The sequence below is a fragment of the Amycolatopsis sp. NPDC026612 genome (assembly GCF_040638285.1).
In the GTDB taxonomy this organism is placed as follows: domain Bacteria; phylum Actinomycetota; class Actinomycetes; order Mycobacteriales; family Pseudonocardiaceae; genus Amycolatopsis.
In genome coordinates this window covers 1-23,219 of record NZ_JBEZYB010000084.1, presented here as the reverse complement: position 1 = coordinate 23,219, position 23,219 = coordinate 1, and the positions used below count along the sequence as shown (strand labels likewise).

Genomic DNA, 23,219 nt, shown 5'->3' with positions numbered 1-23,219 from the left:
GAGAACACCGACCATGTCCTGGAACAAAGCGGCACCGAGCCGGCCCGCTGACGACAGGAGAGGGCGGCATGGGAATTTTCGGCACCAGCGAGAAAACCGCGTTCGTCGACCACGAGAACGTGGTGGTCGATGCCGGCATCACCGCCCGGCTGCCCGACGCCGGAGCGTTCTTGCTGGACGCACTCGACTTCCTGGGTGAGCCCGCCCTCCGCGCGACCGAAGCGGCGATCGCCGGGCTGCGGAACTCCGACGGCGCCATCCCGGGCAGCCGCCTGCGGGAAATCGGGATCAGGGACTGGAAGCGGGGTCCCCTCACCCACCTGGCCTGGCTGACCGCCAAGGACGCCATCGCCGTCGAAGTATGGGCTTCCTTCGGCCTCGGCCACCGGGACGCCAAGCGGATCGGCACGACCGCCCAGCAGGTCTACCTCACGCAGGGCATGCCCGCGGCCGCGGCCTGGGCCGTCCAGTCCCGGCCGGGCGGGCGGCTGGACCTCGATTTCCTCGCCGAACAACTGAGGGACAACTGGTCGGAATCGCTCGGCCGGATCCGCAACGGCGACATCATCAAATCCTTCAAGAAATGGACCGTCTGACCGAGGAGTGACTCATGTCCGATTGCCGCAAATGCCACCGTCCGCTGCACGACTGCACCGCCTGCAACGGCGGACGGGCTCGCAGCCTGCTGGGCGACAGATTGACGTGCAAGAAATGCTCGTCCACGGGCCTGGTGTGCCACGAGCACGGCGGCCACTGGAAGTAGCGCGCCACCCGCGGCCCACCGCCCGGCTCACCCCGATAACGACGGGGTCGAGCCGGGCGGTGGCCGTCGTGGCGAGGGCACGGACACGTTCGGAGCAGCCGGGTAACGCTTGGAGCGTCAAAGCCCGCCGCCGGGCAACGGACCGGACGAACCGGGCGTCTCCCGCAAACCCAGCGCTGGGACTTCCATCGGTTCTCTCCGTCAGGAGGCCCACCCATGTCCAGACCGAACAGGCGCGCGCTCGCCGCCGTCATCCTGCTGCTCGCCGGCAGCGGGATCCTCGCGGCCGCCGCGGGTCCCGCCCAGGCCGCCGCTCCCACCATCCCCGCCATGACGAACATCCGGACCGGGCTCAACACCGGGTTCGACCGGATCGTGCTCGACCTGAGCTCCGGGCCCGCGCCCGCCGTCAGCTACCAGCTCGTCGACGAGCTCATCGCCGACCCGAGCGGCCAGATCGTCTGGCTCACCGGGGAGTACTTCATCAACGTCAGCGTCACCCCCGCGGCCGCGCACGACGTCAACGGCGTTCCCACCTACACCGGGCCGGAGAAGTTCCGGACGCGGAACCTGAGCAACGTCATGGCCGTCGCCCTCACCGGGGACTTCGAGGCGCACCTCGCGATCGGGCTCGGCGTGCGGTCGCGGACCGCGGTGAACGTCTTCACGCTCACCGCGCCCAACCGCGTCGTCATCGACGTCGCCCACTGAAGCCGGACGCGGGTGGCCTCCGGGTCACCCGCGCTCGTACGGCGTCTTCTCCCCCGCCTCGACCGCGAACGGCAGGTGGTTGCCCGCCGGCGGCAGCGGGCACGTCGCGAAGTCCGTGAACGCGCACGGCAGGTTCACCGCGCGGTTGAAGTCCAGCGTCACCGAGCCGTCCGCGGCCGGTGCCCCGACCGGCAGCGACCGGTTGGCCGCGTAGGTGGTGACCCCGCTCGTCCCGTCGGTGAACAGGATGCTGAGGCCGCCGTCCCTGCCGTTGAATGCCGTCAGGGTGTGCGGCACCCCGTCGCGGGAGAAGCGGACCACGCCCGGCGCCGTGTAGACGTGGCTCAGGCCTTCCACGACCGCACCCACCGTGGTCGGCCGAGGCTCGGCGAACGGCTCGAACCGCCCGGACAGCACCCAGGACGGCGACGGCTCGTACGCCGGGACCCCGTGGAACTCGCGCAGCACTTCGGCCTTCGGGTCGTGGACGCGGATCAGGTACCCCGAGCGGCGGGCGACCTCGATCTCGACGTCGCCGGCGTGCACCCGCGTCCCCGCGCCGCTGTTGACCAGCTCGAACCGCCGGACGTCGGCGATCGGTTCCCCTTCGTGGGCGAGCGAAGCACCGGCCGGGTCGACGTACGCCGCGTCGGCGTCCTGCCACCAGCGGCCGGGGATGCCGGGGTACTCCCGCGGGGTGCCGGTCAGCCAGTCCAGCGAAACCAGGGCCAGCCAGCCGTGCGGCTCGGCGAGGTCGGCCTCGCGCCGGGTCTTCCACTCCTGCCAGTCCTGCGTGAACGTGGTCATCGCGGGCCCCTTCCGTCGGCTACGACAGTGCCAACCCGGTGCTCGCGCCGCTATTCCGCTTCCCAGCATCCGGACGGATGCTCAGTCGAACGACCACTGCAGCCCGTAGCTGAGGCCCTGGTGCAGGTCGTGGAACTCGAGGCCGACCTCACCCACCCGGTTGACGGTCAGTGCGTCGCCCGAGTCGACGCCGTCGTCGACCACCCGGCCCGGCACGCCGTTGAGCCGCCACACCCGCGACGGCGGGGCGGCGCGGTCGAACCGGACCCGCACCGAGAACTCCTCGCAGCGGCGCAGCGGCGTCATGGCGTAGTACGGCCGCAGTTCCGTGCGCTGCGGCGTGAACCGGATGCCGTACTCGTGCCGCTGGCCGAGCCGCAGCGGGTTCGGCAGCCGCATGACGAACTGGGCGTGGCTCACCGAAACCTGGCGTGCTTCGACGATTTCGCCGCCGAACAGCGCGTCCGCGGTGATGTCCGGCACCGGGTCGCTGCCCGGCTCGGCCGGCACGCTGAACGGCAGGATCAGCTCGTCGAGCTCGTCGACCTCCGCGACGATCCGGCGCTCCTCCTGCAGTTCCGGCGGGTCGCGGTCGAGCCGGAGCCGCGCTTTCATCGACTCGACGTACCAGCCGGCCAGCGGGTGCAGGTCACCGCGGGGCGCGGGCGCGCAGAGCAGCTCGTCGAGCCGCCGGAACGCGAGGTCGATCCGGCGGCGGGCGGTGCGCGGGTCGCGGTCGAGGACGCTGGCCAGCCACGAGATCCGCCGGTCGAGGAACTCGCCCGCGGCTTCCTCGTGCAGGCCGAGCGCCGCGAGCGCGGCCAGCTTCAGGTCCGGCGGCAGCCGCCCGCACAGCTCGGTGAGCCGCAGCACGAGTTTGTGGCGCGCGGCGGCGGGCTGGTCGGTGTCGGTGATCGCGCACGCTCCCCGCAGGCAGGGGCCGATCCGCAGGTGCAGGTCGGCGGCGTCGAGGCCGCGGCCGCGGCGCAGTTCGTTCAGCTCGCGCACGAACGGGAAGGTGTGCACGTCCATCGTCACCACCCCCTTTTGTTCCCCGCGAAACAACTGTTCACGCTACCAGTGGCCCTTCCCGGAAAGCAGGACGGATTCCGGACATCGACCGGCGCGGAATGCCCGGCCGACCGGCCCCCCACGAGCCGGCCGGCCGGGCTCCACCACGGGTCAGCCGGCCCCGAAGATCAGGGCCCAGATCGAGTGGCTCTCCATCAGACACACCTCCTCATCGCTGCATCCAGGCCGAGGCGGAGAGCGGCACGGAGCCGTGGAACGTCGGCGCGGCCGGCTCCGCCGCGTTTCCGGCGGCCGCGGCGAAGCCCGCGACGACACCGACCACGAACGCGGCGAAGACCGATTTCACCAGGGTCAGAATCTTGCAGTAGACGTTCACGACAAAGGCTCCCCGACCTCACTGGAAATGAATACCGGCCGGCTGGCATCACATTCTTTTCCGGCCGGACTCCAGCATCGCCGGACGGCGGCGTCCGTCAGATGCCCGCTGTCACGGGTGTTGTGTGCCGTTTGGCTCAGAACGGGCGAAGGCCCGCAGCACGCGCGGCTCGCGGATGAGGATCCGGCGGCGGCCGGTCTCGACGATCCCCCGCTCCCGCAGCACCCGCAACGCCCGGGCGACGGTACGCCGGGCCGCGCCGATCTGCGCGGCGATGTCCTCCTGCGAGAACGCAGCCTCGATGAGCACGCCTTCCGGGACGCGCCTGCCGTGTTCCTCGGCCAGCCGGACCAGCACCACCGCGACGCGGCGGCTGACGTCGAAGGCGGCCGCGCCGACCCGGGCGGATTCGGCGTTGCGGAGCCGGGCCGCGACGGTCTTGATCGTCGCGACGGCGATCGCGGGCCTGCTGTGCAGGACGTCGACGAACTCCGCGCCGGTCAGCTGGAAGACGGTGCAGGGTTCGATCGCGCGCACCGACGCCGACCGCGGCCGTCCCGTGACCGCCGCGAGGTCGCCCAGCACCTCGCCGGGACCGCGGAGCCCGAAGAGCACCTCGCGGCCGTCTTCGACGACGGCGGAGACGCGCACCCAGCCCGACACCAGGACGTGGACGTGGTCGGACGGGTCGCCCTCCATGAGCACGACGTCGTTCGCGCGGAACCGGCGGCGGGTGCCCCTGGCGAGCAGGTACTCGCGATCGGCGTCGGCGAGGTAGGCCAGGAGCGCCCCCTCCGCCGTGTCGTCGTGCCCGCCCATGGCTCCCCTCCGGATCACCACCGTAACCCGGCGTGGCGGCGTTCGGCGAGGGTCGCGACCGGTAGGGTCGCCGCGTGGACGTGGAGATCTTCACCGACGGTGCGTGCAGCGGGAACCCCGGGCCGGGCGGCTGGGGCGCGGTGCTGCGCTACGGCAAGCACGAGCGCGAGCTGTACGGCGGCGAAGCCACCCCGACGACGAACAACCGCATGGAGCTGACCGCGCCGATCCGCGCGCTGGAGAGCCTGACGCGGCCGTCGCAGGTCCGCGTGTACACCGACAGCACCTACGTGCGGAACGGGATCACCCAGTGGCTCCCCCGCTGGAAGAGCAACGGCTGGCAGACGGCGGCGCGCCAACCGGTGAAGAACGCCGACCTCTGGCAGCGCCTCGACGCGGCGGCCGGCGAGCACCAGGTCGAGTGGCTGTGGGTCAAGGGCCACGCGGGACACCCGGAGAACGAGCGCGCCGACCGCCTCGCGGTGCGCGGCGCCCAGGAAGCGCGGGAGACCGGGAAGCCGGCCGCCGCGCACTAGTCCGAAGTGGACGGCCGCGGCGGGACACGCCGCCGGCCCGTCCTGGTTCCGCGGGCGCCCGGACCGTCCGTGGCAGAATTCCCCGGTGCCTCCCGCCCCGTGCCCGTGCGGCCTCGCCGAGTCCTACGCCGCCTGCTGCGGCCGGTTCCACGACGGCGGCCTCACCGCGCCGACGGCCGAACTGCTGATGCGCTCCCGGTTCAGCGCCTTCGCCGTGCAGGACACCGCGTACCTGCTGCGCACCTGGCACCCGAACACCCGCCCGCGCCGGCTGGCGCTCGATCCCGGGCAGGAGTGGACGCGGCTGGAGATCCTCGGCCGCACCGGCGGCGGGCTGCTGCACACCGAGGGCACGGTCGAGTTCCGGGCGCACTACCGCCACCGGGGCCGGGACGGCTTCCTCGAGGAGAACAGCCGCTTTCGCCGCGAGGACGGCCACTGGGTCTACCTCGACGCGGAAGCGTAAACCCGCCCCGCGCACCACCGCCGGTGCGGCGATGGAACCCTCACGCGCCGCGCGCGGGCTCGGGGTCGTCCCGGCTTCACCGGCACCCGGGAGTGGCCGCTCGGGGGGTCCTCGGCGTCGGCACCATCCTGCCGAGCACTGTCGGCGTGGCGCTCTCCGCCGCGCCGGACGGCGGTGTCCCGCTCAGCGAGGCACTGGCGCCGCGGCTCCGGGAAGACGGCTCACGGCCGCTCCTGCTGGCCCGGCGCGCCGCGGGGGCCCGGCCGATCGCCCGCGGCCGGCCGACCGGGCAAACCGCCCCTGTTCCCCGCGTGATCGGGCCGCTACCATCGTCCGCAATTGTTAGGAAAGTTCCCTAACTATGGTCCCGCCGCCGTGGTGCCTAGGAGGCGCTCTCGTGAGCTATCGGCAGAGAAGAACCCGGATCCTCCTCGCGGCGGCCACGCTGGCCGTCGCGGTGACCGGGGCGACCGTCCCGGCCGCGACCGGACAGGAACCGGCGAGAACGGTGGCCGTCGCCGCGGCACCGGCCACCGCGATCCCCGGTTTCCTGATCCAGACATCCGCCAAGACCGGCGACGACTCCGCGGTCTCCAAGCCCGGCTTCGACACGGCGGGCTGGTACCCCGTCGGCCCCCGGTCGACCGTCTACGCCGGGCTGCTGGCGAACGGCAAGTACGCCGACCCGTTCTACTCGACGAACATGAAGAACGTGCCGGTCGCGGACTTCCAGGTCCCGTGGTGGTACCGCACCGACCTCACCGTCAGCGACCCCACCCAGCGGACCTACTTGGACTTCAGCGGCGTGCTCTCGAAGGCCGACGTCTGGGTCAACGGGACGCGGGTGGCCGACAAGACGCAGGTCACCGGCGCCTACACGCGCCACGACCTCGACATCACCGCACAGGTGAAGGCCGGCACCAACAGCATCGCGTTCAAGGTCTACCCGAACGACCCGAACAAGGACCTGTCGATGGGCTGGATCGACTGGGCGCAGACCCCGCCGGACCGGAACATGGGCATCGTGCGGGATGTCCTCGTGCGCCGCAGCGGGCCGGTGGCGCTGCGCGGCGGCCACGTCGTCACCAAGCTGCCGACGCTCGGCCACGCCGATCTGACGGTGAAGGCCGACGTCCGCAACGACTCCGCCGCCGCCGTCTCCACGACGGTGTCCGGCACGGTCGCCGGGCACGCCATCAGCCAGACGGTCTCGCTGGCGGCCAAGGAGAAGAAGACCGTGACGTTCCCGGTGATCGGGATCGACAACCCCCAGGTCTGGTGGCCGGCCGGGATGGGCGGTCAGCCCCTCTACGACCTCGATCTGACCGCGAGCGTCGGCGGCACGGCGTCGGACACCTCGCACTCGAGCTTCGGCGTCCGCCAGGTGACGGCGACCAAGAACTCCAGCGGCGGCCGGGCGTACACGATCAACGGGCGCCCGCTGCTGATCAAGGGCGGCGGCTACTCGCCGGACCTGTTCCTGCGCTGGAACGAGCAGTACGCGGCCGACAAGCTGGCCTACGTCAAGGACCTCGGGCTCAACACCGTGCGCCTGGAGGGCCACATCGAGCCGGACGAGTTCTTCGACCTCGCCGACCGGATGGGCGTGCTGACGCTGCCCGGCTGGGAGTGCTGCGACAAGTGGGAAGGCCAGGTCAACGGCAGCGAGCCGGGTGACGCGTGGACGGCGGCGGACTACCCGGTCGCGAAGGCGTCGATGACCGCGGAGGCCGAGCGGCTGCGCGACCACCCGAGCGTCATCTCCTTCCTGATCGGCAGCGACTTCGCTCCCGACGCGACGATCGAGAAGAACTACCTCGATGCGCTGAATGCCGCGGACTGGCCCACGCCCGTGGTCCCGGCCGCGTCGGCCAAGTCGTCGCCGCAGCTCGGGTCGTCCGGGATGAAGATGAACGGGCCGTACGACTACGTCCCGCCGAACTACTGGTACGACAAGGCGCACAGCGACCTGGGCGGGGCGTGGGGCTTCAACTCCGAGACCAGCGCCGGGCCGGACATCCCGACCATGGACACGCTCAAGCGGATGCTGTCGCCGAGCGAGCTCGACACGCTGTGGAAGAGCCCGTCGACCGCGCAGTACCACCGGTCCTCGTCGTCGACGTTCGCCAACCTGAAGCTGTTCGGCGACGCCCTCACCGGCCGCTACGGCAAGCCGGCGAACCTCGACGACTTCGTCCGGAAGGCGCAGCTGGCGCAGTACGAGAACGTCCGCGCCGAGTTCGAGTCGCACTCGCGGAACTTCAGCGACAGCTCGAACCCGGCCACCGGGATCATCTACTGGATGCTCAACAGCGGCTGGACGTCGCTGCACTGGCAGCTGTTCGACGCCTACCTCGACCAGAACGGCTCGTACTTCGGGGCCAAGAAGGCGAACGAACCGCTGCACATCCAGTACTCGTACGACACCAAGTCCGTCGTGGTGGTCAACCACAACCACGACGCGGCGGCGAACCTGACGGCGTCGGTGCAGCTCTACAACCTCGACGGGACGGAGAAGTTCACCCAGTCGAAGGCCGTTTCGGTGGGCGGTGACGGCGCGAAGACGACCGCGCTGACCATCGGCTCGGTGAGCGGGCTGTCGACGACGTACCTGGCGAAGCTGGTCCTGACCGACGCGGCGGGCAAGGAGGTCAGCCGGAACGTCTACTGGCTGTCCACCAAGGCCGACACGCTCGACTGGGGCAACAGCGACTGGTACTACACGCCGACGACGTCGTACGCCGACCTGTCCGGGTTGAACAACCTCGCGCAGGTCTCCGTCGACACGACTGCTGCGTCGACGGCGAACAGCGACGGCACCACGACGACCAAGGTGACGCTGAAGAACGGCACGGGCGGCAAGGTGCCGGCGTTCTTCGTCGACGCGCACGTGGTCGGCGCGGCGGGCGCACCGGTGCTGCCGGTGCGGTGGACCGACAACCAGGTCACCCTCTGGCCGGGCGAGTCGGCCACCCTGACGGCGACGTACCGGACCGCGGACCTCAAGGGCGCGAAGCCGTCCGTGCGGGTCGCGGGCTGGAACACCGGGACGAAGACCGTGCCCGCGGACGGCTCGACCGGCCCGGGAACCCCGGCCGACCACCAGGCCGAGGACGCCACGATCACCAGCGGCGTCGCGGAGTCGAACCACACCGGCTTCACCGGCACCGGGTTCGTCAACTACGACAACGCGACCGGCAGCGCGGTGGAGTTCTCCGTGGACGCGGCAGCCGCCGGGCCCGCGACCGTCGTCCTGCGGTACGCCAACGGCACCACGACGAACCGGCCGATGGACGTCACGGTCAACGGCACCACGGTGGCGTCCGGCGTGGCGTTCGGCGGCACCGGGAACTGGGACACCTGGCAGACGGTCACGATCCCGGTGACGCTGACCGCCGGGACGAACAAGATCAAGGCGACCGCGACGACCGCCGTCGGCGGCCCGAACGTCGACAAGATCACCGTCTAGTCCAGACCCGAAGGCGGCACTTTCACGTGAAAGTGCCGCCTTCGGTCATTCCCAGAGCAGGCGCTGGTCGCGGTCCGGGTCGGAGACCGTGGTGGAGACGTCGTCGAAGAGACGCGTGACGCGGTCCGCCGGGGTGTAGCGCGGCCAGCCCGGGTCGCCGGTCGCGACGAACCGGACCCACGTGTCGAACATCTCCGTCGCCACCGCCTGCATCCGCTCGGCCGGGAAGGGCCGCCCGGCGAAGAGGAACCGCCAGTTGCGGTTGCGGATGTCGTCGAACACCAGCGGCAGGTCGAGCCCGTGTGCGGCGCCGAGACCGCGGCCGCGCGGGGCGATCCGCCAGTCGAGCCGGTACATCCAGGCGTCCGGCTGCGCTTCGGCGAAGCGGATCGCCGGGATCCACCAGTCCCCCGCCGTCAGCGCGCGGTTGCGGATCTGGTCTTCCGGCCAATCGAGCAGGTCGTTGTACGCCGCGACGGCCTTTTCGAGCGCGGAAGCGTCCAGCATCGTCGAGCCGACGCCCAGCAGCTTCGCGCCGCCCGACTGCAACCAGCTGAACAGGTCCTCCTCGTCGGCCGTCGTCCCGATGAGCAGGGGGACGTCTCGGACGGCGTCGAGCGGGCGGGAAGGCAGCAGCTCGTCGCCGACGACGACGCGGTAGGTCACCTTGGTGCCGGACATCGCCGAAACCCGTTGCTGGGCCTCGAGAATCCGCGTCACCGGCAGCGTCACCAGGTCCGCCGGCGAGACGTCCAGTTCCGTCAGGACCGCCGACGCGACCGCCGCCCCTTCGGCCGGGGTGTGCACGACCGAGCCGACGCCGGTGCCGCTTTGGACGATCGCCTGGTGGACCAGTCCGCGGGTGGCGGGCACGGCCAGCAGCGTCCCGACCGTGCGGCCGCCGTTGGACTGCCCGGCCAGCGTCACGCGGCCCGGGTCGCCCCCGAACGCGGCGATGTTGTCCCGCACCCACTCCAGGGCGGCGACCTGGTCGCGCAGGGACAGGTTCGAGTCGGCGACGCCGGGCAGGTGCAGCATCCCGAGCACGCCGAGCCGGTAGGCGACGGTCACGACGACCACGCCCCGCCGGGCGTACGCGGACGCGTCGAACTCGTGCGGCGCGCCGATCACCCCGCCCCCGCCGTGGATCCAGACCAGCACCGGGTACGAGCCGGGAGACGCCGGCGCGTAGACGTTCAGGTACAGGCAGTCCTCGTCACCGGTGAAGCCCCGGCCGGTCAGCTTCGGCTGCGGCGCGCGAGGCGCCCATCCGGTCGCCTCCCGGACACCGGGCGACGGCCGCACCGGCCGGGGTGCGCGGAACCGCAGCTCCCCCACCGGCGGCTCGGCGTAGGGCACGCCGAGGAACGTCCTGACCCCGTCCCGCTCGGACCCGCGCAGGACGCCGTCGTCGAGCTCCACCGTCGTCACGTTCCCAGCCTAGGGACCTGCCCTGGAGTGCGCTCCAGCGTGTCGACCGGGCACCGGCACCGGCACCGAGCTGGCCCGGTGACGCCCGTCGCCGGGCCGGGGTGATGATTACCCGGTGCACATCGCGGCAGAGATAGTGGCGCTGGTCGTGACGGTCCTCGTCGTCAGCGCGGTGGCGCGGCGGCTGGACTGGTCGGCCCCGCTGTGCCTGATCGTCGTCGGCGTCGGCGCCTCCTACGTCCCCGGCGTGCCCGAGGTCCACCTCGACCCCGAGGTCGTGCTGGTGGGCCTGCTGCCGCCGCTGCTGTATTCGGCGGCCATCCAGACGTCGCTGGTCGACTTCCGGAAGAACCGCAGCGCGATCGGGCTGATGTCGGTCGGGCTGGTCGTGTTCACCGCGCTCGGGGTCGGGGTGGTCGCCTGGGCGGTGATCCCCGGCCTCCCGCTGGCCGGCGGCATCGCGCTCGGCGCGGTGGTGGCGCCCCCGGACGCGGTCGCCGCCAGCGTCGTGGCCCGCCGGGTCGGGATGCCCCGCAAGCTGATCCGGCTCCTGGAGGGCGAGAGCCTCTTCAACGACGCCGCCGCGCTGGTCGCCCTCCGCACCGCGATCGCCGCGCTGGCCGGCTCGGTCAGCCTGTGGCAGGTCGGCGCGGACTTCTTCCGCGCGGCGATCGGCGGGGCCGTGGTCGGGCTGATCGTCGGGTTCGGGGCCGCGTACATCCGCGCCCGGATGGACGAGCCGGTGCTCGACACCGCGCTGTCGTTCGCCGTGCCGTTCATCGCCTACCTCCCGGCCGAGGCGATCCACGGCTCGGGCGTGCTCGCGGTCGTCATCGCCGGGCTCATCCTCGGGCACAAGGCGCCGCAGATCCTGTCCGGTTCGACCCGGCTGGCGTCCCGGCTGAACTGGCAGACCATCGCGTTCCTGCTGGAAAACATGGTCTTCCTGCTCATCGGCCTGCAGCTGCGGCGGATCCTCGCTGAGGTCGGCGAGAGCGGGCTGTCCCTGGTGATGCTGACCTGGATCTGCGTCGCCGTGCTCGGCGCGACGATCCTCACCCGGGTGCTCTACCTGATCGGCATCGGCACGGTGAAGCGCGTCGAACGGCGCCTGCTGCCCGGCAAGGCCAAGACGAAGATCTGGCCGTGGCGCTACTCGGCGGTCATCGCGTGGGCGGGCATGCGCGGGGTGGTCACACTCGCGGCCGCGTTCGTGCTGCCCGCCGACACCCCGCAGCGGGCCGTGCTGGTGCTCGCCGCGTTCGTCGTCGTGGCCGGCACCCTGGCCGTGCAGGGCATGACGCTGCCGCCGCTGATCCGGCGCCTGCGCCTGCCCCGGCCGGACCCCGCCGAGGATGCGCTGCAGGAGGCGGCCGTGCTCCACGACATGACCCGGGCGGCGCTGGCCAAGCTCGAGGAGATCCGGCAGCCCGACGACCCGCCCGAGATCATCCAGCGCCTCCGCGACCGCTTGCAGCACCGCGCCGACTCGGCGTGGGAGCAGCTCGGCAGGCAGAGCGCGCTGGCCGAAACGCCGAGCGACGCCTACCGCCGGCTGCGGCTGGAGCTCCTCGAAGCGGAACGCAACCAGTTCCTCAAGGCCCGCGCCAGCGGCAGCGCCGACGACGACGTCCTGCGCCGGGTCCTGGTCCGGCTGGACATCGAGGAATCGATGCTCGACCGCGACGAGGAAGAACCGGAAGTGGAAGGCCGCGAACTGCGCACCCCGGCCGCGACGGCCGGTTCGTGCAAGCACCTGGCCCACCAGTGGGTGGACAAGGACCCGAGCTCGGCCGACAGCTGTGCAGCCTGCGTCGCCGAGGGCACGACGTGGGTGCACCTGCGGATGTGCCTGAAGTGCGGCAACGTGGCCTGCTGCGACTCGTCGCCGCGCCGCCACGCGACCCAGCACTTCCACGAATCCCGCCATCCGGTCATGCGCAGCTACGAGCCCGGCGAGACGTGGCGCTGGTGTTTCGTGGACAAGCAACTGGGCTAACTCCGCCTTCCTCCCCACCGCCACCCTCAACGGAGGCGCTTCGCGCCGCTGTACCGTCTCCAGCATGAGCACGCCCGAGCAGGAGATCGAATACCGCCAGCACCGGTTCAGCCCGCCCCCGGGTTCGACGGAGATCTTCCTGGTCCGGCACGGCGAATCGGCTCCGGCCCGCGGTGACGCTCCCTTCGAGCTCGTCGACGGCCAGGCCGACCCGGACCTCGCCCCGGAGGGCCGCGACCACGCGCGGCGCGTCGGCGACCGGCTCGCCGGGGAGCGGATCGACGCGATCTACGTGACGACGCTGCGCCGCACGGTGCAGACCGCCGCGCCCCTGGCGGAGAAGCTGGGGCTGACTCCGGTCGTCGAGCCGGACCTGCGCGAGATCCACCTCGGTGACTGGGAAAACGGGCTGTTCCGGAAGTACACCACCGAAGGCCACCCGATCGTCGAACGGCTGTGGATCGAGCAGCGCTGGGACGTGATCCCGGGCGCGGAGTCCGACGAGCGGTTCGGCGCCCGCCTGCGCGGCGCGCTCACCCGCATCGCGGCCGCACACCCCGACCAGCGGATCGCGATCTTCACCCACGGCGGCGTGATCGGCGAGGTGTTCGCGCAGGCCGGCCGCTCGGTCGAGCGGTTCGCGTTCCTCGGCGCCGACAACGGGTCGATTTCGCACCTCGTGCTGCACGGCGACATCTGGATCGTGCGGCGCTTCAACGACACCGCCCACCTGGCTACTCCGCTCGGCTGAGTTTCCCGGCCGCGACGAACTGCACGGTCACCAGGATCGAGACGGCCTCCGCGGCCAGCAGCCCGATCAGCACGAGCACCTGCGTCAACCCCGCTTCGATCGGTCCCGCGCCGCCGAGCAGGACGCCGACGTAGGCACCCGGGAGCGTCACCAGGCCGACCGTGCGGGTCTGGTCCAGTGCCGGGATCAGCGCGTGCCCGGCCGACGGGCGGCAGATCTCCAGCGCGGCCGGGCGCGGCAGGAACCCCAGCGCCAGCGCGGCTTCGTACTCACCGTGGCGGGACTTGAGCTCGTCGAGTGCGCGGCGCGCGGCCTGCGACGTCGCGGTCATCGCGCCCCCGATCACGATGCCCGCGATCGGCACCACGGCGATCGGCTGCGGCGGGACCACCCCGGCGCCGAGGACCAGCGCCAGCACGGGCACGACCCCGGCGGCGATCGCCAACGCCGTCCACGGGAGGTTCTTGCGGGTGCCGACGCGCCGCGCCGACGTGATCGAGGCGATGGCGAACATCAGCAGCACGAACAGGCCGGTGAGCGGGGCCGAGCGCAGGACGGCGGTGATCACCAGCGACACGGCGGCCAGCTGCGCGACCGCGCGGGCGGCGGCGATCAGCACGGCGCGCCCCGAGCCGAGGCCGCCCGCCTGGACGACGGCCGCGCCGGCGACGGCGAGCAGGACGAGGACCGCCACCAAGGCGGGTCCGAAGGTGATCGCGGCGTTCACGCCGCCCATCTTGGGCGTCAGACGGCGCAGCTGAACTGGCGGCCCGGTTCGGCGACCGTCTTGTCGGCGACGACGACGCCGTCGACGACGATCCGGCACCGCAGCTCGCCGGGACCGGGGTTGCGGGCGGCGACGCTGTAGAACTCGGTGCGGCCGGCGGGGCCGACCCGGGTGAACACCACCGACCAGGGCGTCGTGACCTCGGTTCGCTGGGTCAGCGCCGAGCCCTCGGCGGCGTAGGTGACGTTGCGGGCACCGTGCGTGCCGGTCAGTTCGTAGACGACTTGGTGGCTCACGGTGCGGACCGAGGCCGGGGCGACCGGCGCACCGGCGGCCTCTTTCTGGCCCGGTTCGCGCGCGGACCTGGGCACGACGTAGGCGGTCACCGCGAACGCCGCGGCGAGCACCCCCAGGACGACGACGAAGCTGCCGGCCGAGCGAGCCCGTCCGGCGCAGTCGCGCGGAGATGGCGAAGCGGGCCGGGTCGCGGTGGGAACACCCATGGAGAGGTCTTCTCTCGTCGCGCGCACTTCCGTCGAGTGCGTCGATCTCTATCTCGCCGTGACCTGACTGCGCGTTAGCCGCTCTTCACGAGAAGTCCCATTTTCACCCGGACGGGGGCCTGCGCGCGGGGCATGATCGGCGCTGTGTACGAAGAGACGGCGCCATCCGGGTCACTGCGGGACGTGGCGCGCTGCGTGTGGCGATCGGCTTCATCGGGCCCGAAGCGCATCGTCCCCGACGGCTGCGTGGACCTGGTCGCCGGCGACGGTGAGGCGTTCGTGGCCGGCCCGGACACGACGGCGTGGTCATCGGTGACCCGCCCGGGCGTGGTGCTGAGCGGAATCCGGTTCCACCCGGGCTGCGCGGCGGCGGTCCTCGGCGTGGCCGCGGACGAACTGCGCGACCGGCGGGTGCCGCTGGGCGAGCTGTGGGGCCGGGCGGGCGAACGGGTGGCGGAGCGGTTGGCCGCGGGCGAGCTGACCCCGGCGCAAGCGGTTGCGTCCCGGCTCGCGGAGGTGCCGCCGCCGGACCCGGCGGCGGCGGAGCTGATCGCGCGGCTGGACGCGGGGGCGGCGCGAGTCGCCGACGCGGCGGCGGGCTTGATCCGGCGCGGAGCCGCTGGGCCGGGCGTGGCCGGGTTGGGTGGGTCTGGGCTGGGCGGATCTGGGCTGGGCGGATCTGGGCTGGGCGGATCTGGGCTCGGCGGGTCCGGCGAAGAGACGGCACGGGCCGCCGCGATGTTCGCGGAGCCCGAAGCAGCCGCCACGCTCGGCCGGGCTGGCGCGGAAGCCGCACAGGTCGCCGCCGCGCTCGGGCGGGCCGGTGCGAGCCGACCGGACGCCGTGGCCGGACGGGGCGAAGATCCCGTCGCATCCCTGGCGGTGAGCGAGCGGGGGCTGCGGCGGCGGTTCGTCCAAGCCGTCGGGTACGGGCCGGCCACCTACCTGCGGGTCAGCCGGTTCCAGCGGGCCGTCGCCCTGGCTCCGCGCGTGGCGAACCTGGCCGCGCTGGCCGCCGCCGCGGGGTATGCCGATCAGGCGCACCTCAGCCGGGACTGCCGGGCGCTGACCGGCCTCACGCCCCGCGGCTACTTCGGCGGACCCTCCACTGTGGACGTGGCGGTGCGTGATCGGCGCCGTTCGGCGTAACCCGTGCGCACAACCGGAAGTGGTTACCCACCAAAAAGGTAAGCGGACGGTAAACGACTACCAAGAGCGCTATTGTCCCCCTCGACGAGTGATCAGGGAGGGACGTGTGGCCACCATCAGCGACGTCGCGGCGAGAGCCGGGGTCTCCACGGCGACCGTGTCGCGCGCGCTCAACGGCAAGTCCACTGTGGACCCCACACTGGCCGCGCGGGTGCAGGAAGCCGCTGCCGAGCTCGGGTATCACCCGAACGGGCTGGCCCGGAACCTCCGCCGGCAGGAGACGGCGGTGCTGGCGCTGATCATCTCCGACGTCGAGAACCCGTTCTTCACCGCCATCGCGCGCGGCGTCGAGGACCTCGCGCAGCGGTCCGGGTACTCGGTGGTGCTCTGCAACTCCGACGAGAACGAGGACAAGGAGCGGCGCTACATCGAGGTCGCGCTGCAGGAACGCGTCGCCGGGGTGGTGCTGTCCCCCACCGGCCGGTCGACGAACGTCGAGGGCCTCCGGCGCCAGGGCACGCCGCTGGTGGCGGTGGACCGGCCGCTACTGGCCGCGGAGGGCGACCAGGTGCTGGTCGACACGCGGCACGCGGCCGCCGAAGCCACGCGGCACCTGCTCGACGGCGGCTACCGGCGCGTCGGCTGCCTGACCGGACCCGCGGGCGTCCGCACGGCCGACGACCGTCTCGCCGGGTACGCCGACGTCGTGGGCGAGGAAAACGTCCTGTTCCGCCGGGCCCAGTACCGTGCCGCGGGCGCCCGGCTGGCCGCGCTGGAACTGCTCGACGAGCCGTCGCCGCCGGACGCGCTCCTGGTCGCGAACAGCACGATGGCGATCGGGGTCCTGGAAGCCCTGTCGGCACGCGGCCTCCGCCCGGGCCGGGACGTCGGCATCGTTTCGTTCGACGACGCACCGTGGACGACGCTGATCGACCCACCGCTGACGGTGGTCGCGCAGCCGGCGTACGAGGTCGGCAGGGTGGCGGCCCAACTCCTGCTCGCCCGGATCTCCGACAGCGGCCGCGACGCGACCACCACCACGCTCGAGGCCCGGCTGATCGTGCGGAAGAGCTCCCGCCGCTGACGACGGCGGAGCGGCGTGCCCAGGGGGCCGGCTCATGCCGGGCCCCCCAGGCACGCCCCACCCCCTGTGTCCCCCATGACCGGCGCCCGACCGCCGGATCCTGTGAGCACGGAGCGGAAATCGTTTACTCCCCCGGGAACGTAGGTCGGGGAACCGACAGTGTCAACCCCACGGGGGTCTGGACAACCGCACCCGATCCAGGGAGACTGACCGGAAGTTGCCTACTCAACGTGTTGGATGATGTGCCCTGAGTGTCGATCTCTGGTGAATTCACCCACAGAACGGGCAAGAAAGCGCACGAACCCGCACATCCGCGCTGTTTCGGGTTAACCTGAGCCACATGTCTGTAGCGCTGGAGAACATCCTCGCCAAGGCGGGCCTGAAAGTCGACGCGCACGAGTTCCTCACGCTCGTCGAAGACGCGGCACGCAGACTGTCCCCACCGAATCCGGATCCCTCGCACTACTTCTCGGCCGATCAGCGCGCCGCGCTCACCGATGTCGGCCTGGATCTGGCGCCGCGGCGGGAGGACGAACCCGACTTCAGAGCCCGCACGGTGGCCGCCCACGCGGTGCTCGCCGAAGGCGCGCTCAGCGTCAACGAGGCGGCCAAGACCCTCGGCGTCGACGACAGCCGGATCCGGCACCGCCTCAAGGAAGGCAGGCTGACCGGCTGGAAGGACGGCGGCTGGCGGCTCCCGGCGTGGCAGTTCGCCGGCTCGGGCGTGCTGCCCGGCCTCGAGGTCGTGCTGAAGGCGCTGCCCGCCGACCAGCCCGCGCTCGTCGTCGCCGCCTTCATGAGCACCCCGCAGGCCGACCTGGTGATCAACGACCACGCGGCCACCCCTCGCCAATGGCTCCTCTCCGGTGGTGACCCGGACCACGTCGCCCGCCTCATCGCCACGCTCGGCACGCCGCTCTAGGCTGGACCTCCCCGAGCAAGATCACCGACAAGGACGGACCACCCCCGACCCATGGCCCGGCTCCCCCTGCCGCCCGCCCGATCCGTTCTGGTCCGGCAGCTGAACCGCGCCGACGACGTGGTGACGGTCCAGCCCGCGACCAGGCTCGTCCGGATCTTCACCGCGCACGGCAACCACCCCCAGCAGTGGAATTCGTTCCGCTACACCGGCCCGCTCCCGCACGGCCGGTTCGACCCGCAGTCGCCCGGTCGCGGTGGCGCGCCGGTCACCGATCCCGCGAACGGCGTCCTCTACTTCGGCCTCACGGTGCGCACTTCGGTCGCCGAGGTCTTCCAGACCAGCTCGACGGTCGACCGCCGCACCCGCGGTCCCCGGCTGGTCGTCGTCCGCCCGACGCGCACGCTGCGCCTGCTCGACCTGACCGGCCTGTGGCCGACCCGGGTCGGCGCGTCGCAGGAGATTTCCAGCGGACCCAAGAAACTTACGCAGGCCTGGGCCCGCGCGATCCGCGGCGCGTTCAGCGACCTCGACGGCCTCTGGTACCGCTCGTCGATGGACTCCGGCGACCCCGCGATCTGCCTGTGGGACCCGCCGGCGGGCGCCGCGCTGCCCATTGCGCCGGACGTGCTGCTGCCGCTGGACCACCCGGGCCTGGACGTCCCGCTGGGCCGCGTCTGCGAAGAGCTGAACTACACGCTGCTGAACTGAGCCGCCAGCAGCGGGATGATCGCCCGCAGGTCGTCGCCGTCGACGAGGTGGGTCGCGACGGCACGCGCGTCCGGGGCCGCGTTGAAGCCGGTGCTCATCCCGACGGCGGCGAAGAGCGGCAAGTCCGACCGGCTGTCCCCGACCGCGGCACACCGCTCCGGCGTGAAGCCCTGGGACAGCGCGAAGTCCCGCTTGCCGAATTCGTCGAGGTGCTCGGCGACCCGGCCTGTGTAGCGCCCGCCTTCCGCTTCCGGCACCGGCCCGCAGTACGCGGCGAAGCCGAACCGGTCGGCGAGCAGGCAGCCCACCGGCGTCCACGCCAGCGTGGTGAGGATCGGGCGCAGGCCGCGGTCCCGGCACCACGCCACGGTCTCGGCGATCCCGCCGACCAGCGGCAACGTCTCCAGCCGGGCCCGGACCTCCGCTTCGGTGTGCCCGGCCCAGCCGCGGGCGTCGATCACCGACGCCTCCTGGTTGGTCATCCGCCCCGCCGCGTACGCTGCCTCGGCCGCGACGAGCTCGGCTTCGTGCCCCAACGCGGCGGCCACCCACGCGCACGAGCTCGTGCCCGGCACCAGTGTTCCGTCGACGTCGAAGCAGACCAGGCCGTCAGCCAAGGGTGCCCCGCGGGCAGACGAACCCCACGATCTCCGAAGCGATCAACCCCGCCTGTTCGGCCGGGTCGGCGTCGAGGATCGCCCGGGTCTCCGCCTCCGACGTCCGGAAGAAGGCCACGCCCGTCACCGGCAGCGCCGACGACGGTTCCGGCACCGCCCCGGCGAACAGCAGCGATCCCGTCGCCTGGTGCTGCCGGGCCGCCGAAAGGTGGCGGGCGCGCAGCTCCCTGGCCATCTCCGCGGAGATCTCCGCGGCGCGGGGGCCCGCCCGGAACAGCACCATCCGCCAGGTCTCGAGCTCGAAGTCCACCTCGGGCACCGTCATGGTCACCGACATTCGCAGGCGCGCGCCGCCCGGGCAAGGTCTACAGGTGCCGCCCCCACCACTCGAGGATCGCTTCGAAGCGCTGGACGCGGTGCCGCGGGCGGCCGGAGCGGCTCAGCTCGTGGCCTTCGCCGGGGAACAGGAGCAGCTCCGCCGGAGCGCCCGCGCGGCGCAGGGCCACGAACATCCGCTCCGCCTGCTCCAGCGGGCAGCGCCAGTCCTGCTCCGAATGCACCACCGCGAACGGGATCTTGATCTGCGCCGCGTACGAAAGCGGCGACCGGTCGCGCTGCACCTCCGGCGAGGAGCCGATGTAGGCGTCGACGAACATGTAGCCGATGTCGGAGCTGCCGACCATCGAGTCCCACGCGTTGACCGCGCGCTCGCTCCACGCCGCCTTGAAGCGCTCGCCGTGGTGGGCGGCCAGCCAGCTCGTCATGAACCCGCCGTACGAGCCGCCCATGATGCCGACGCGGGAAGCGTCCAGGTCCGGGCGTTCGAGCGCCTTGTCGAGCAGCGCCAGGACGTCGTCGACGTCGACCGTGCCGAAGCCGTGCGTGATCGCGTGGCCGTGGGCCTGCCCGTACCCCGCCGAACCGCGCGGGTTGCCGACCACCACCGCGTACCCGGCCGACGCGTACACCTGCGCCTCGTCGAACAGCGTCCACTCCTGCTGGGTGAACGGGCCACCGTGCACCACGCGCAGCACCGGGTGCGGGCCCTCGCCATCGGGCAGCACCAGCCAGCCGTGCACCGGGTAGCCGTCCGGCGCGGTGGTCTCCAGCTCGATCATCGGCCGGATGCCCTTGTCGCGCACCGGTTTCGCGTAGTCGGTGAGCACTCGCGGGCCGCTCTCGCCGAGCAGCACGACCTCGCCCGGAGCGGACGGCGTGGCGATCACGGCGACCAGCACCGAGTCGTCCAGTGTGAACGACCGGACCGCGGCCTGGTCCGCGTAAACCACCGCGAGGTCGGCCAGCGGGGCCTCGGCCGCGTCGACGCCGACCGCGCGCAGCTCCACCGCGCCGCGATGGCGGACGGCCACCAGCACGTCGTCCCCGCGCGGGGCGGGCGGGCCCGCCGCGGTTTCGCAGTCCACCGTCTCGGCGTCGGTGAGCCGCCGGGCCTTCACCGGGCCCGCGCCGAATTCGGGCGTCGCCGCGTAGAGCCCGGTGGGCGCGGCTTCGTGGTGCTCCTCGAAGGACTGTCCGAAGTAGAACAACGTGCCGTCGGCCCCGAACGCCGGCCGCTCCGAGTACCCCGCGCAGCGCACGACGACCTCGGGCTCGCCGCCCTCGGCGGAGATCGCGCAGATGTCGCGCGAGTCGCTTTCGGCCGCACCCCAGCCCGGCGGCGCGGTGAAGACCACCCGGGTGCCGTCCGGCGTCCACGCCGGGTGGGCCGCGTCGAACCCGTCTCCGGTGAGCGGCTCGAGGTCCGCGAGTCCGTCCTGCTCGAGCGCCGCGACGGCGTCGACGACGAACAGGCGCTGCAGGCGATCCCGCAGGAACCCGACGTCGTCGATCCGGTAGTCCATGCGCGTGATCCGGCGCGGCGCCTCGGCGGCCGGCTCCGGCGTCTCGCCGTCGGCGTCCGGCGTGCCGTAGCGACCGGCTTCGGGCACGCGGGCGGTGAACGCGATCCGCCGTGAATCCGGCGCCCACACCGGTTCCCCGGCCCCGAGGGACAACGACGTCAGCCGGCGGGCTTCCCCACCGGCCGACGGCATGACGTGCAACTGAGGGCTGCCGTCGGCACCCTTGCCGTCCCCCGCGCGGAGGAACGCCACCCAGCGCCCGTCCGGGGAGATCGCCGGGGCGGAGTCGCGCGGACCGTGGGTCCACGCGCTCTCGCCGCCGTCGAGCGCAACGCGCCGCACCGCGCTGTGCGTGGCGTTCGCCTTGAGGTCCGGTTTCTTCAACGCCGTGAGCAGCAGGTTCCCGCGCAGGGCGGGACGGCCGGGGACGGCGAGGTCTTCGATGTCGGCAGGACGCACGGTCCGACCGTACCCGAATCCCTTAGCGGTGCGAACGACTTTCGCCGGGACTCACGCGGCGACCTGGTTGCGCTCGTCGCGCCGGGCCTTCGCGAGGCTGGCCACCGTGGTCACCGACAGCACGACGACGATCACGCCGAGGGAGACCCAGTTGTTGATGTCCAGCCAGTCCGGCACGACGTGGTACTCGTGCAGCGCGTGCAGGAACAGCTTCGCCCCGATGAAGGCGAGGATCACCGCGAGGCCGTAGCTCAGGTAGACGAGCTTCGTCACCAGGCCGCCGAGCAGGAAGTACAGCTGCCGCAGGCCCATCAGCGCGAACGCGTTGGCGGTGAAGACGAGGAACGCCTCCTGCGTGATGCCGAAGATCGCCGGGATGGAGTCGACGGCGAAGAGCAGGTCCGCGGAGCCGATGGCCACGATCACCAGCAGCATCGGGGTCATCATCCGCTTGCCGTCGAGCTTCACCGTGTACTTGTGGCCGTGGTAGTCGTCGGTCACCGGGGCGAACCGGCGGACCTGCCGGGTCACGGCGTTCTCGTGGTACTCCGCGTCCTCGCCCTTGCCGCGCACCATGCTGATCGCCGTCCAGATCAGCACCGCGCCGAACAGGAAGAACACCCAGACGAACTGGGCGATCAGCGCGGCGCCGATGGCGATGAAAACGCTCCGCATGGCGAGCGCGAGCAGGATGCCGACCAGCAGCACGCGGTGCTGGTGGATGGCGGGCACCTTGAACGAGCCCATGATGATCATGAAGATGAACAGGTTGTCGACGCTCAGCGAGTACTCGGTGATGTACCCGGTGAAGAACTCGACGCCCGGGTCGTGCCCGGCGAAGACCCACACGCCGATGCCGAAGACGATCGCGCACGAGACGTAGAAGATCACCCAGCGAGCGGCTTCCCCCGTGGTCACTTCGTGCGGCTTGCGATCGACGATGACCAGATCCAGCGCGATCAGCGCCAGCAGGCCACCGATCGTGGCGATCCACAGCCACAGGGGGACAGTCATGAAACTCGAACCTCCGGATAGTGCGTGCAGCAGCAACTAACCGGAGGTCTCTTCCGCCGGTGCCACCACCGGCCGACGGTGCCGGGGGCGCTGGGCCACCGTGCTGACGACACCGCCGCGAAGGAATACTCCCCTCACAGCGCGTCCAGTTTGCCGGTTCCCCCCGCCCGAGCGCCAGCGGGGATCGCGCACGTCACCGGGTTGGTGCTGTAATTCCGGTCACTTCGGTCCACCAGGTGGTCCGCGGACGTGTGATCACTGTGAGCCGCGGAGGACACTCTCAGGAAACTTCACCTACGGTCACGTCGTGCCCCGACTCCTGCTCCCGCGCACCCGCCGTGCCCGTCTCACGGCGATCGGCGCCGTCGTGGTGGTGCTCGCCGCCGCGACCGTCCTCTGGGCGACGCGCGACACGGCCCCGCCGCCCGTGCCCGTTCAGGACGCCTTGATCGACCTGCCGGCCGCCTCCGGCTCGGCGGAGCAGGTCAAGATCGACACGACCACCTACCTCCCCACGACCGTGCCCGCGCCCGCCGTGTTGCTGGCCCACGGCTTCGGCGGGGACAAGAACAGCGTCGCCGACGACGCCCGCGAACTCGCGCGGAAGGGCTTCGTCGCCATGACGTGGTCCGCGCGCGGCTTCGGCAAGAGCACCGGCAAGATCGGGCTCAACGACCCGGCGGGCGAAGTCGCCGACGCGAGTCACCTGATCGACCGGCTCGTCGCGCAGCACCAGGTGACCCTCGACGCGAAGGGCGACCCGAAGATCGCCGTCACCGGCGCTTCCTACGGTGGTGCGCTGTCGCTGCTGCTGGCCGGCACCGACCAGCGTGTCGACGCCATCGCCCCGGTGATCACCTACAACGACCTCGCGCAGGGCCTGGTCCCGAACGCCGCCACGCCGGCGCAGGCGGCCTCGGGTACCCCTTCCTGCGCTCGGGCGATCCCCGGACGTTCCGGCTGGCGCGCGCCATGACCCAGCACGTGTCCGAAGTGGACACCCACCACAGCGGC

The 23,219-nt window shown here is 72.0% G+C and carries 23 protein-coding genes and 1 pseudogene; 13 read left to right on the top strand and 11 right to left on the bottom strand.

The window, feature by feature from the left end:
• The first annotated feature begins 68 nt into the window (after positions 1-68).
• Complete coding sequence (locus tag AB0F15_RS38520) at positions 69-596, top strand: hypothetical protein (protein WP_360281625.1); 528 nt, start codon at positions 69-71, stop codon at positions 594-596.
• 383 nt (positions 597-979) lie between these two features.
• Positions 980-1,474: a hypothetical protein gene (locus AB0F15_RS38515; RefSeq protein ID WP_360281623.1), complete on the top strand. Its 495-nt coding sequence runs from the start codon at positions 980-982 to the stop codon at positions 1,472-1,474.
• A gap of 24 nt (positions 1,475-1,498) precedes the next feature.
• On the opposite strand, the gene AB0F15_RS38510 is transcribed toward AB0F15_RS38515, so the two are convergent.
• The 4 genes from AB0F15_RS38510 to AB0F15_RS38495 all read right to left on the bottom strand — a co-directional run bounded on the left by AB0F15_RS38510 (position 1,499) and on the right by AB0F15_RS38495 (position 4,508).
• Positions 1,499-2,281 (bottom strand): DUF1684 domain-containing protein, encoded by a 783-nt coding sequence (locus AB0F15_RS38510; protein WP_360281621.1) that lies wholly within the window; start codon positions 2,279-2,281, stop codon positions 1,499-1,501.
• A gap of 81 nt (positions 2,282-2,362) precedes the next feature.
• Positions 2,363-3,313 (bottom strand): hypothetical protein, encoded by a 951-nt coding sequence (locus AB0F15_RS38505; protein WP_360281619.1) that lies wholly within the window; start codon positions 3,311-3,313, stop codon positions 2,363-2,365.
• Positions 3,314-3,521: 208 nt separating this feature from the next.
• Positions 3,522-3,689, bottom strand: a complete 168-nt coding sequence (locus AB0F15_RS38500; RefSeq protein ID WP_360281617.1) for a hypothetical protein — start codon at positions 3,687-3,689, stop codon at positions 3,522-3,524.
• Between the two features lie 111 nt (positions 3,690-3,800).
• Complete coding sequence (locus AB0F15_RS38495; RefSeq protein ID WP_360281615.1) at positions 3,801-4,508, bottom strand: Crp/Fnr family transcriptional regulator; 708 nt, start codon at positions 4,506-4,508, stop codon at positions 3,801-3,803.
• Between the two features lie 74 nt (positions 4,509-4,582).
• Between AB0F15_RS38495 and rnhA the strand changes: the two genes are divergently transcribed.
• The 3 genes from rnhA (at position 4,583) to AB0F15_RS38480 (ending at position 8,979) form a co-directional block, all read left to right on the top strand.
• Complete coding sequence (gene rnhA / locus AB0F15_RS38490; protein ID WP_360281613.1) at positions 4,583-5,044, top strand: ribonuclease HI; 462 nt, start codon at positions 4,583-4,585, stop codon at positions 5,042-5,044.
• 85 nt (positions 5,045-5,129) lie between these two features.
• Positions 5,130-5,510 carry a YchJ family metal-binding protein gene (locus AB0F15_RS38485; protein WP_360281611.1) on the top strand — a complete coding sequence of 127 codons (381 nt, stop codon included), beginning with the start codon at positions 5,130-5,132 and terminating at the stop codon, positions 5,508-5,510.
• 397 nt (positions 5,511-5,907) lie between these two features.
• Positions 5,908-8,979, top strand: coding sequence for a carbohydrate-binding protein (locus tag AB0F15_RS38480; protein WP_360281609.1), 3,072 nt, complete (start codon positions 5,908-5,910; stop codon positions 8,977-8,979).
• A gap of 45 nt (positions 8,980-9,024) precedes the next feature.
• Here AB0F15_RS38480 and AB0F15_RS38475 read toward each other — a convergent pair whose 3' ends face one another.
• Positions 9,025-10,410, bottom strand: a complete 1,386-nt coding sequence (locus AB0F15_RS38475) for a carboxylesterase family protein (protein WP_360281607.1) — start codon at positions 10,408-10,410, stop codon at positions 9,025-9,027.
• A gap of 115 nt (positions 10,411-10,525) precedes the next feature.
• Between AB0F15_RS38475 and AB0F15_RS38470 the strand changes: the two genes are divergently transcribed.
• A complete protein-coding gene (locus AB0F15_RS38470; protein ID WP_360281605.1) occupies positions 10,526-12,409 on the top strand; it encodes a Na+/H+ antiporter in 1,884 nt (627 codons plus the stop codon).
• Between the two features lie 64 nt (positions 12,410-12,473).
• Positions 12,474-13,160 carry a histidine phosphatase family protein gene (locus AB0F15_RS38465; protein ID WP_360281603.1) on the top strand — a complete coding sequence of 229 codons (687 nt, stop codon included), beginning with the start codon at positions 12,474-12,476 and terminating at the stop codon, positions 13,158-13,160.
• On the opposite strand, the gene AB0F15_RS38460 is transcribed toward AB0F15_RS38465, so the two are convergent.
• Together AB0F15_RS38460 and AB0F15_RS38455 are read right to left on the bottom strand one after the other, a co-directional pair.
• A complete protein-coding gene (locus AB0F15_RS38460) occupies positions 13,144-13,887 on the bottom strand; it encodes an ABC transporter permease (protein WP_360281601.1) in 744 nt (247 codons plus the stop codon). The genes AB0F15_RS38465 and AB0F15_RS38460 overlap by 17 nt on opposite strands.
• A 17-nt stretch (positions 13,888-13,904) precedes the next feature.
• Entirely contained in the window at positions 13,905-14,390 is a 486-nt protein-coding gene (locus AB0F15_RS38455; protein ID WP_360281599.1) for an MmpS family transport accessory protein, read from the bottom strand.
• A gap of 144 nt (positions 14,391-14,534) precedes the next feature.
• Here AB0F15_RS38455 and AB0F15_RS38450 point away from each other — a divergent pair, with 144 nt between their 5' ends.
• The 4 genes from AB0F15_RS38450 to AB0F15_RS38435 all read left to right on the top strand — a co-directional run bounded on the left by AB0F15_RS38450 (position 14,535) and on the right by AB0F15_RS38435 (position 18,253).
• Positions 14,535-15,539, top strand: a complete 1,005-nt coding sequence (locus AB0F15_RS38450; protein WP_360281597.1) for a helix-turn-helix domain-containing protein — start codon at positions 14,535-14,537, stop codon at positions 15,537-15,539.
• A 106-nt stretch (positions 15,540-15,645) separates the two neighbouring features.
• Complete coding sequence (locus AB0F15_RS38445) at positions 15,646-16,623, top strand: LacI family DNA-binding transcriptional regulator (RefSeq protein WP_360281595.1); 978 nt, start codon at positions 15,646-15,648, stop codon at positions 16,621-16,623.
• A gap of 340 nt (positions 16,624-16,963) precedes the next feature.
• Positions 16,964-17,545: a DNA-binding protein gene (locus tag AB0F15_RS38440; RefSeq protein ID WP_360281593.1), complete on the top strand. Its 582-nt coding sequence runs from the start codon at positions 16,964-16,966 to the stop codon at positions 17,543-17,545.
• Positions 17,546-17,596: 51 nt separating this feature from the next.
• A complete protein-coding gene (locus AB0F15_RS38435; protein ID WP_360281591.1) occupies positions 17,597-18,253 on the top strand; it encodes an RES family NAD+ phosphorylase in 657 nt (218 codons plus the stop codon).
• On the opposite strand, the gene AB0F15_RS38430 is transcribed toward AB0F15_RS38435, so the two are convergent.
• Genes AB0F15_RS38430 through AB0F15_RS38415 form a run of 4 tightly spaced genes read right to left on the bottom strand, consistent with a single transcriptional unit; the run spans position 18,235 to position 22,205 of the window.
• Positions 18,235-18,870 carry a haloacid dehalogenase-like hydrolase gene (locus AB0F15_RS38430; RefSeq protein ID WP_360281589.1) on the bottom strand — a complete coding sequence of 212 codons (636 nt, stop codon included), beginning with the start codon at positions 18,868-18,870 and terminating at the stop codon, positions 18,235-18,237. The genes AB0F15_RS38435 and AB0F15_RS38430 overlap by 19 nt on opposite strands.
• Positions 18,863-19,195, bottom strand: a complete 333-nt coding sequence (locus AB0F15_RS38425) for a YciI family protein (RefSeq protein ID WP_360281587.1) — start codon at positions 19,193-19,195, stop codon at positions 18,863-18,865. Before AB0F15_RS38425 ends, AB0F15_RS38430 begins: the two co-directional genes overlap by 8 nt.
• A gap of 40 nt (positions 19,196-19,235) precedes the next feature.
• On the bottom strand, positions 19,236-21,191 hold the full coding sequence (locus AB0F15_RS38420) for a S9 family peptidase (protein WP_360281585.1): 1,956 nt from the start codon (positions 21,189-21,191) through the stop codon (positions 19,236-19,238).
• Between the two features lie 51 nt (positions 21,192-21,242).
• Positions 21,243-22,205 (bottom strand): TerC family protein, encoded by a 963-nt coding sequence (locus AB0F15_RS38415; protein ID WP_360281583.1) that lies wholly within the window; start codon positions 22,203-22,205, stop codon positions 21,243-21,245.
• 307 nt (positions 22,206-22,512) lie between these two features.
• On the opposite strand from AB0F15_RS38415, the pseudogene AB0F15_RS38410 reads away from it, so the two are divergent.
• A pseudogene (locus AB0F15_RS38410) lies at positions 22,513-23,112 on the top strand (alpha/beta fold hydrolase); the annotation flags it as partial.
• Between the two features lie 23 nt (positions 23,113-23,135).
• On the top strand, positions 23,136-23,219 hold an 84-nt coding region (locus tag AB0F15_RS38405; protein ID WP_360281641.1), incomplete at its 3' end, for a hypothetical protein.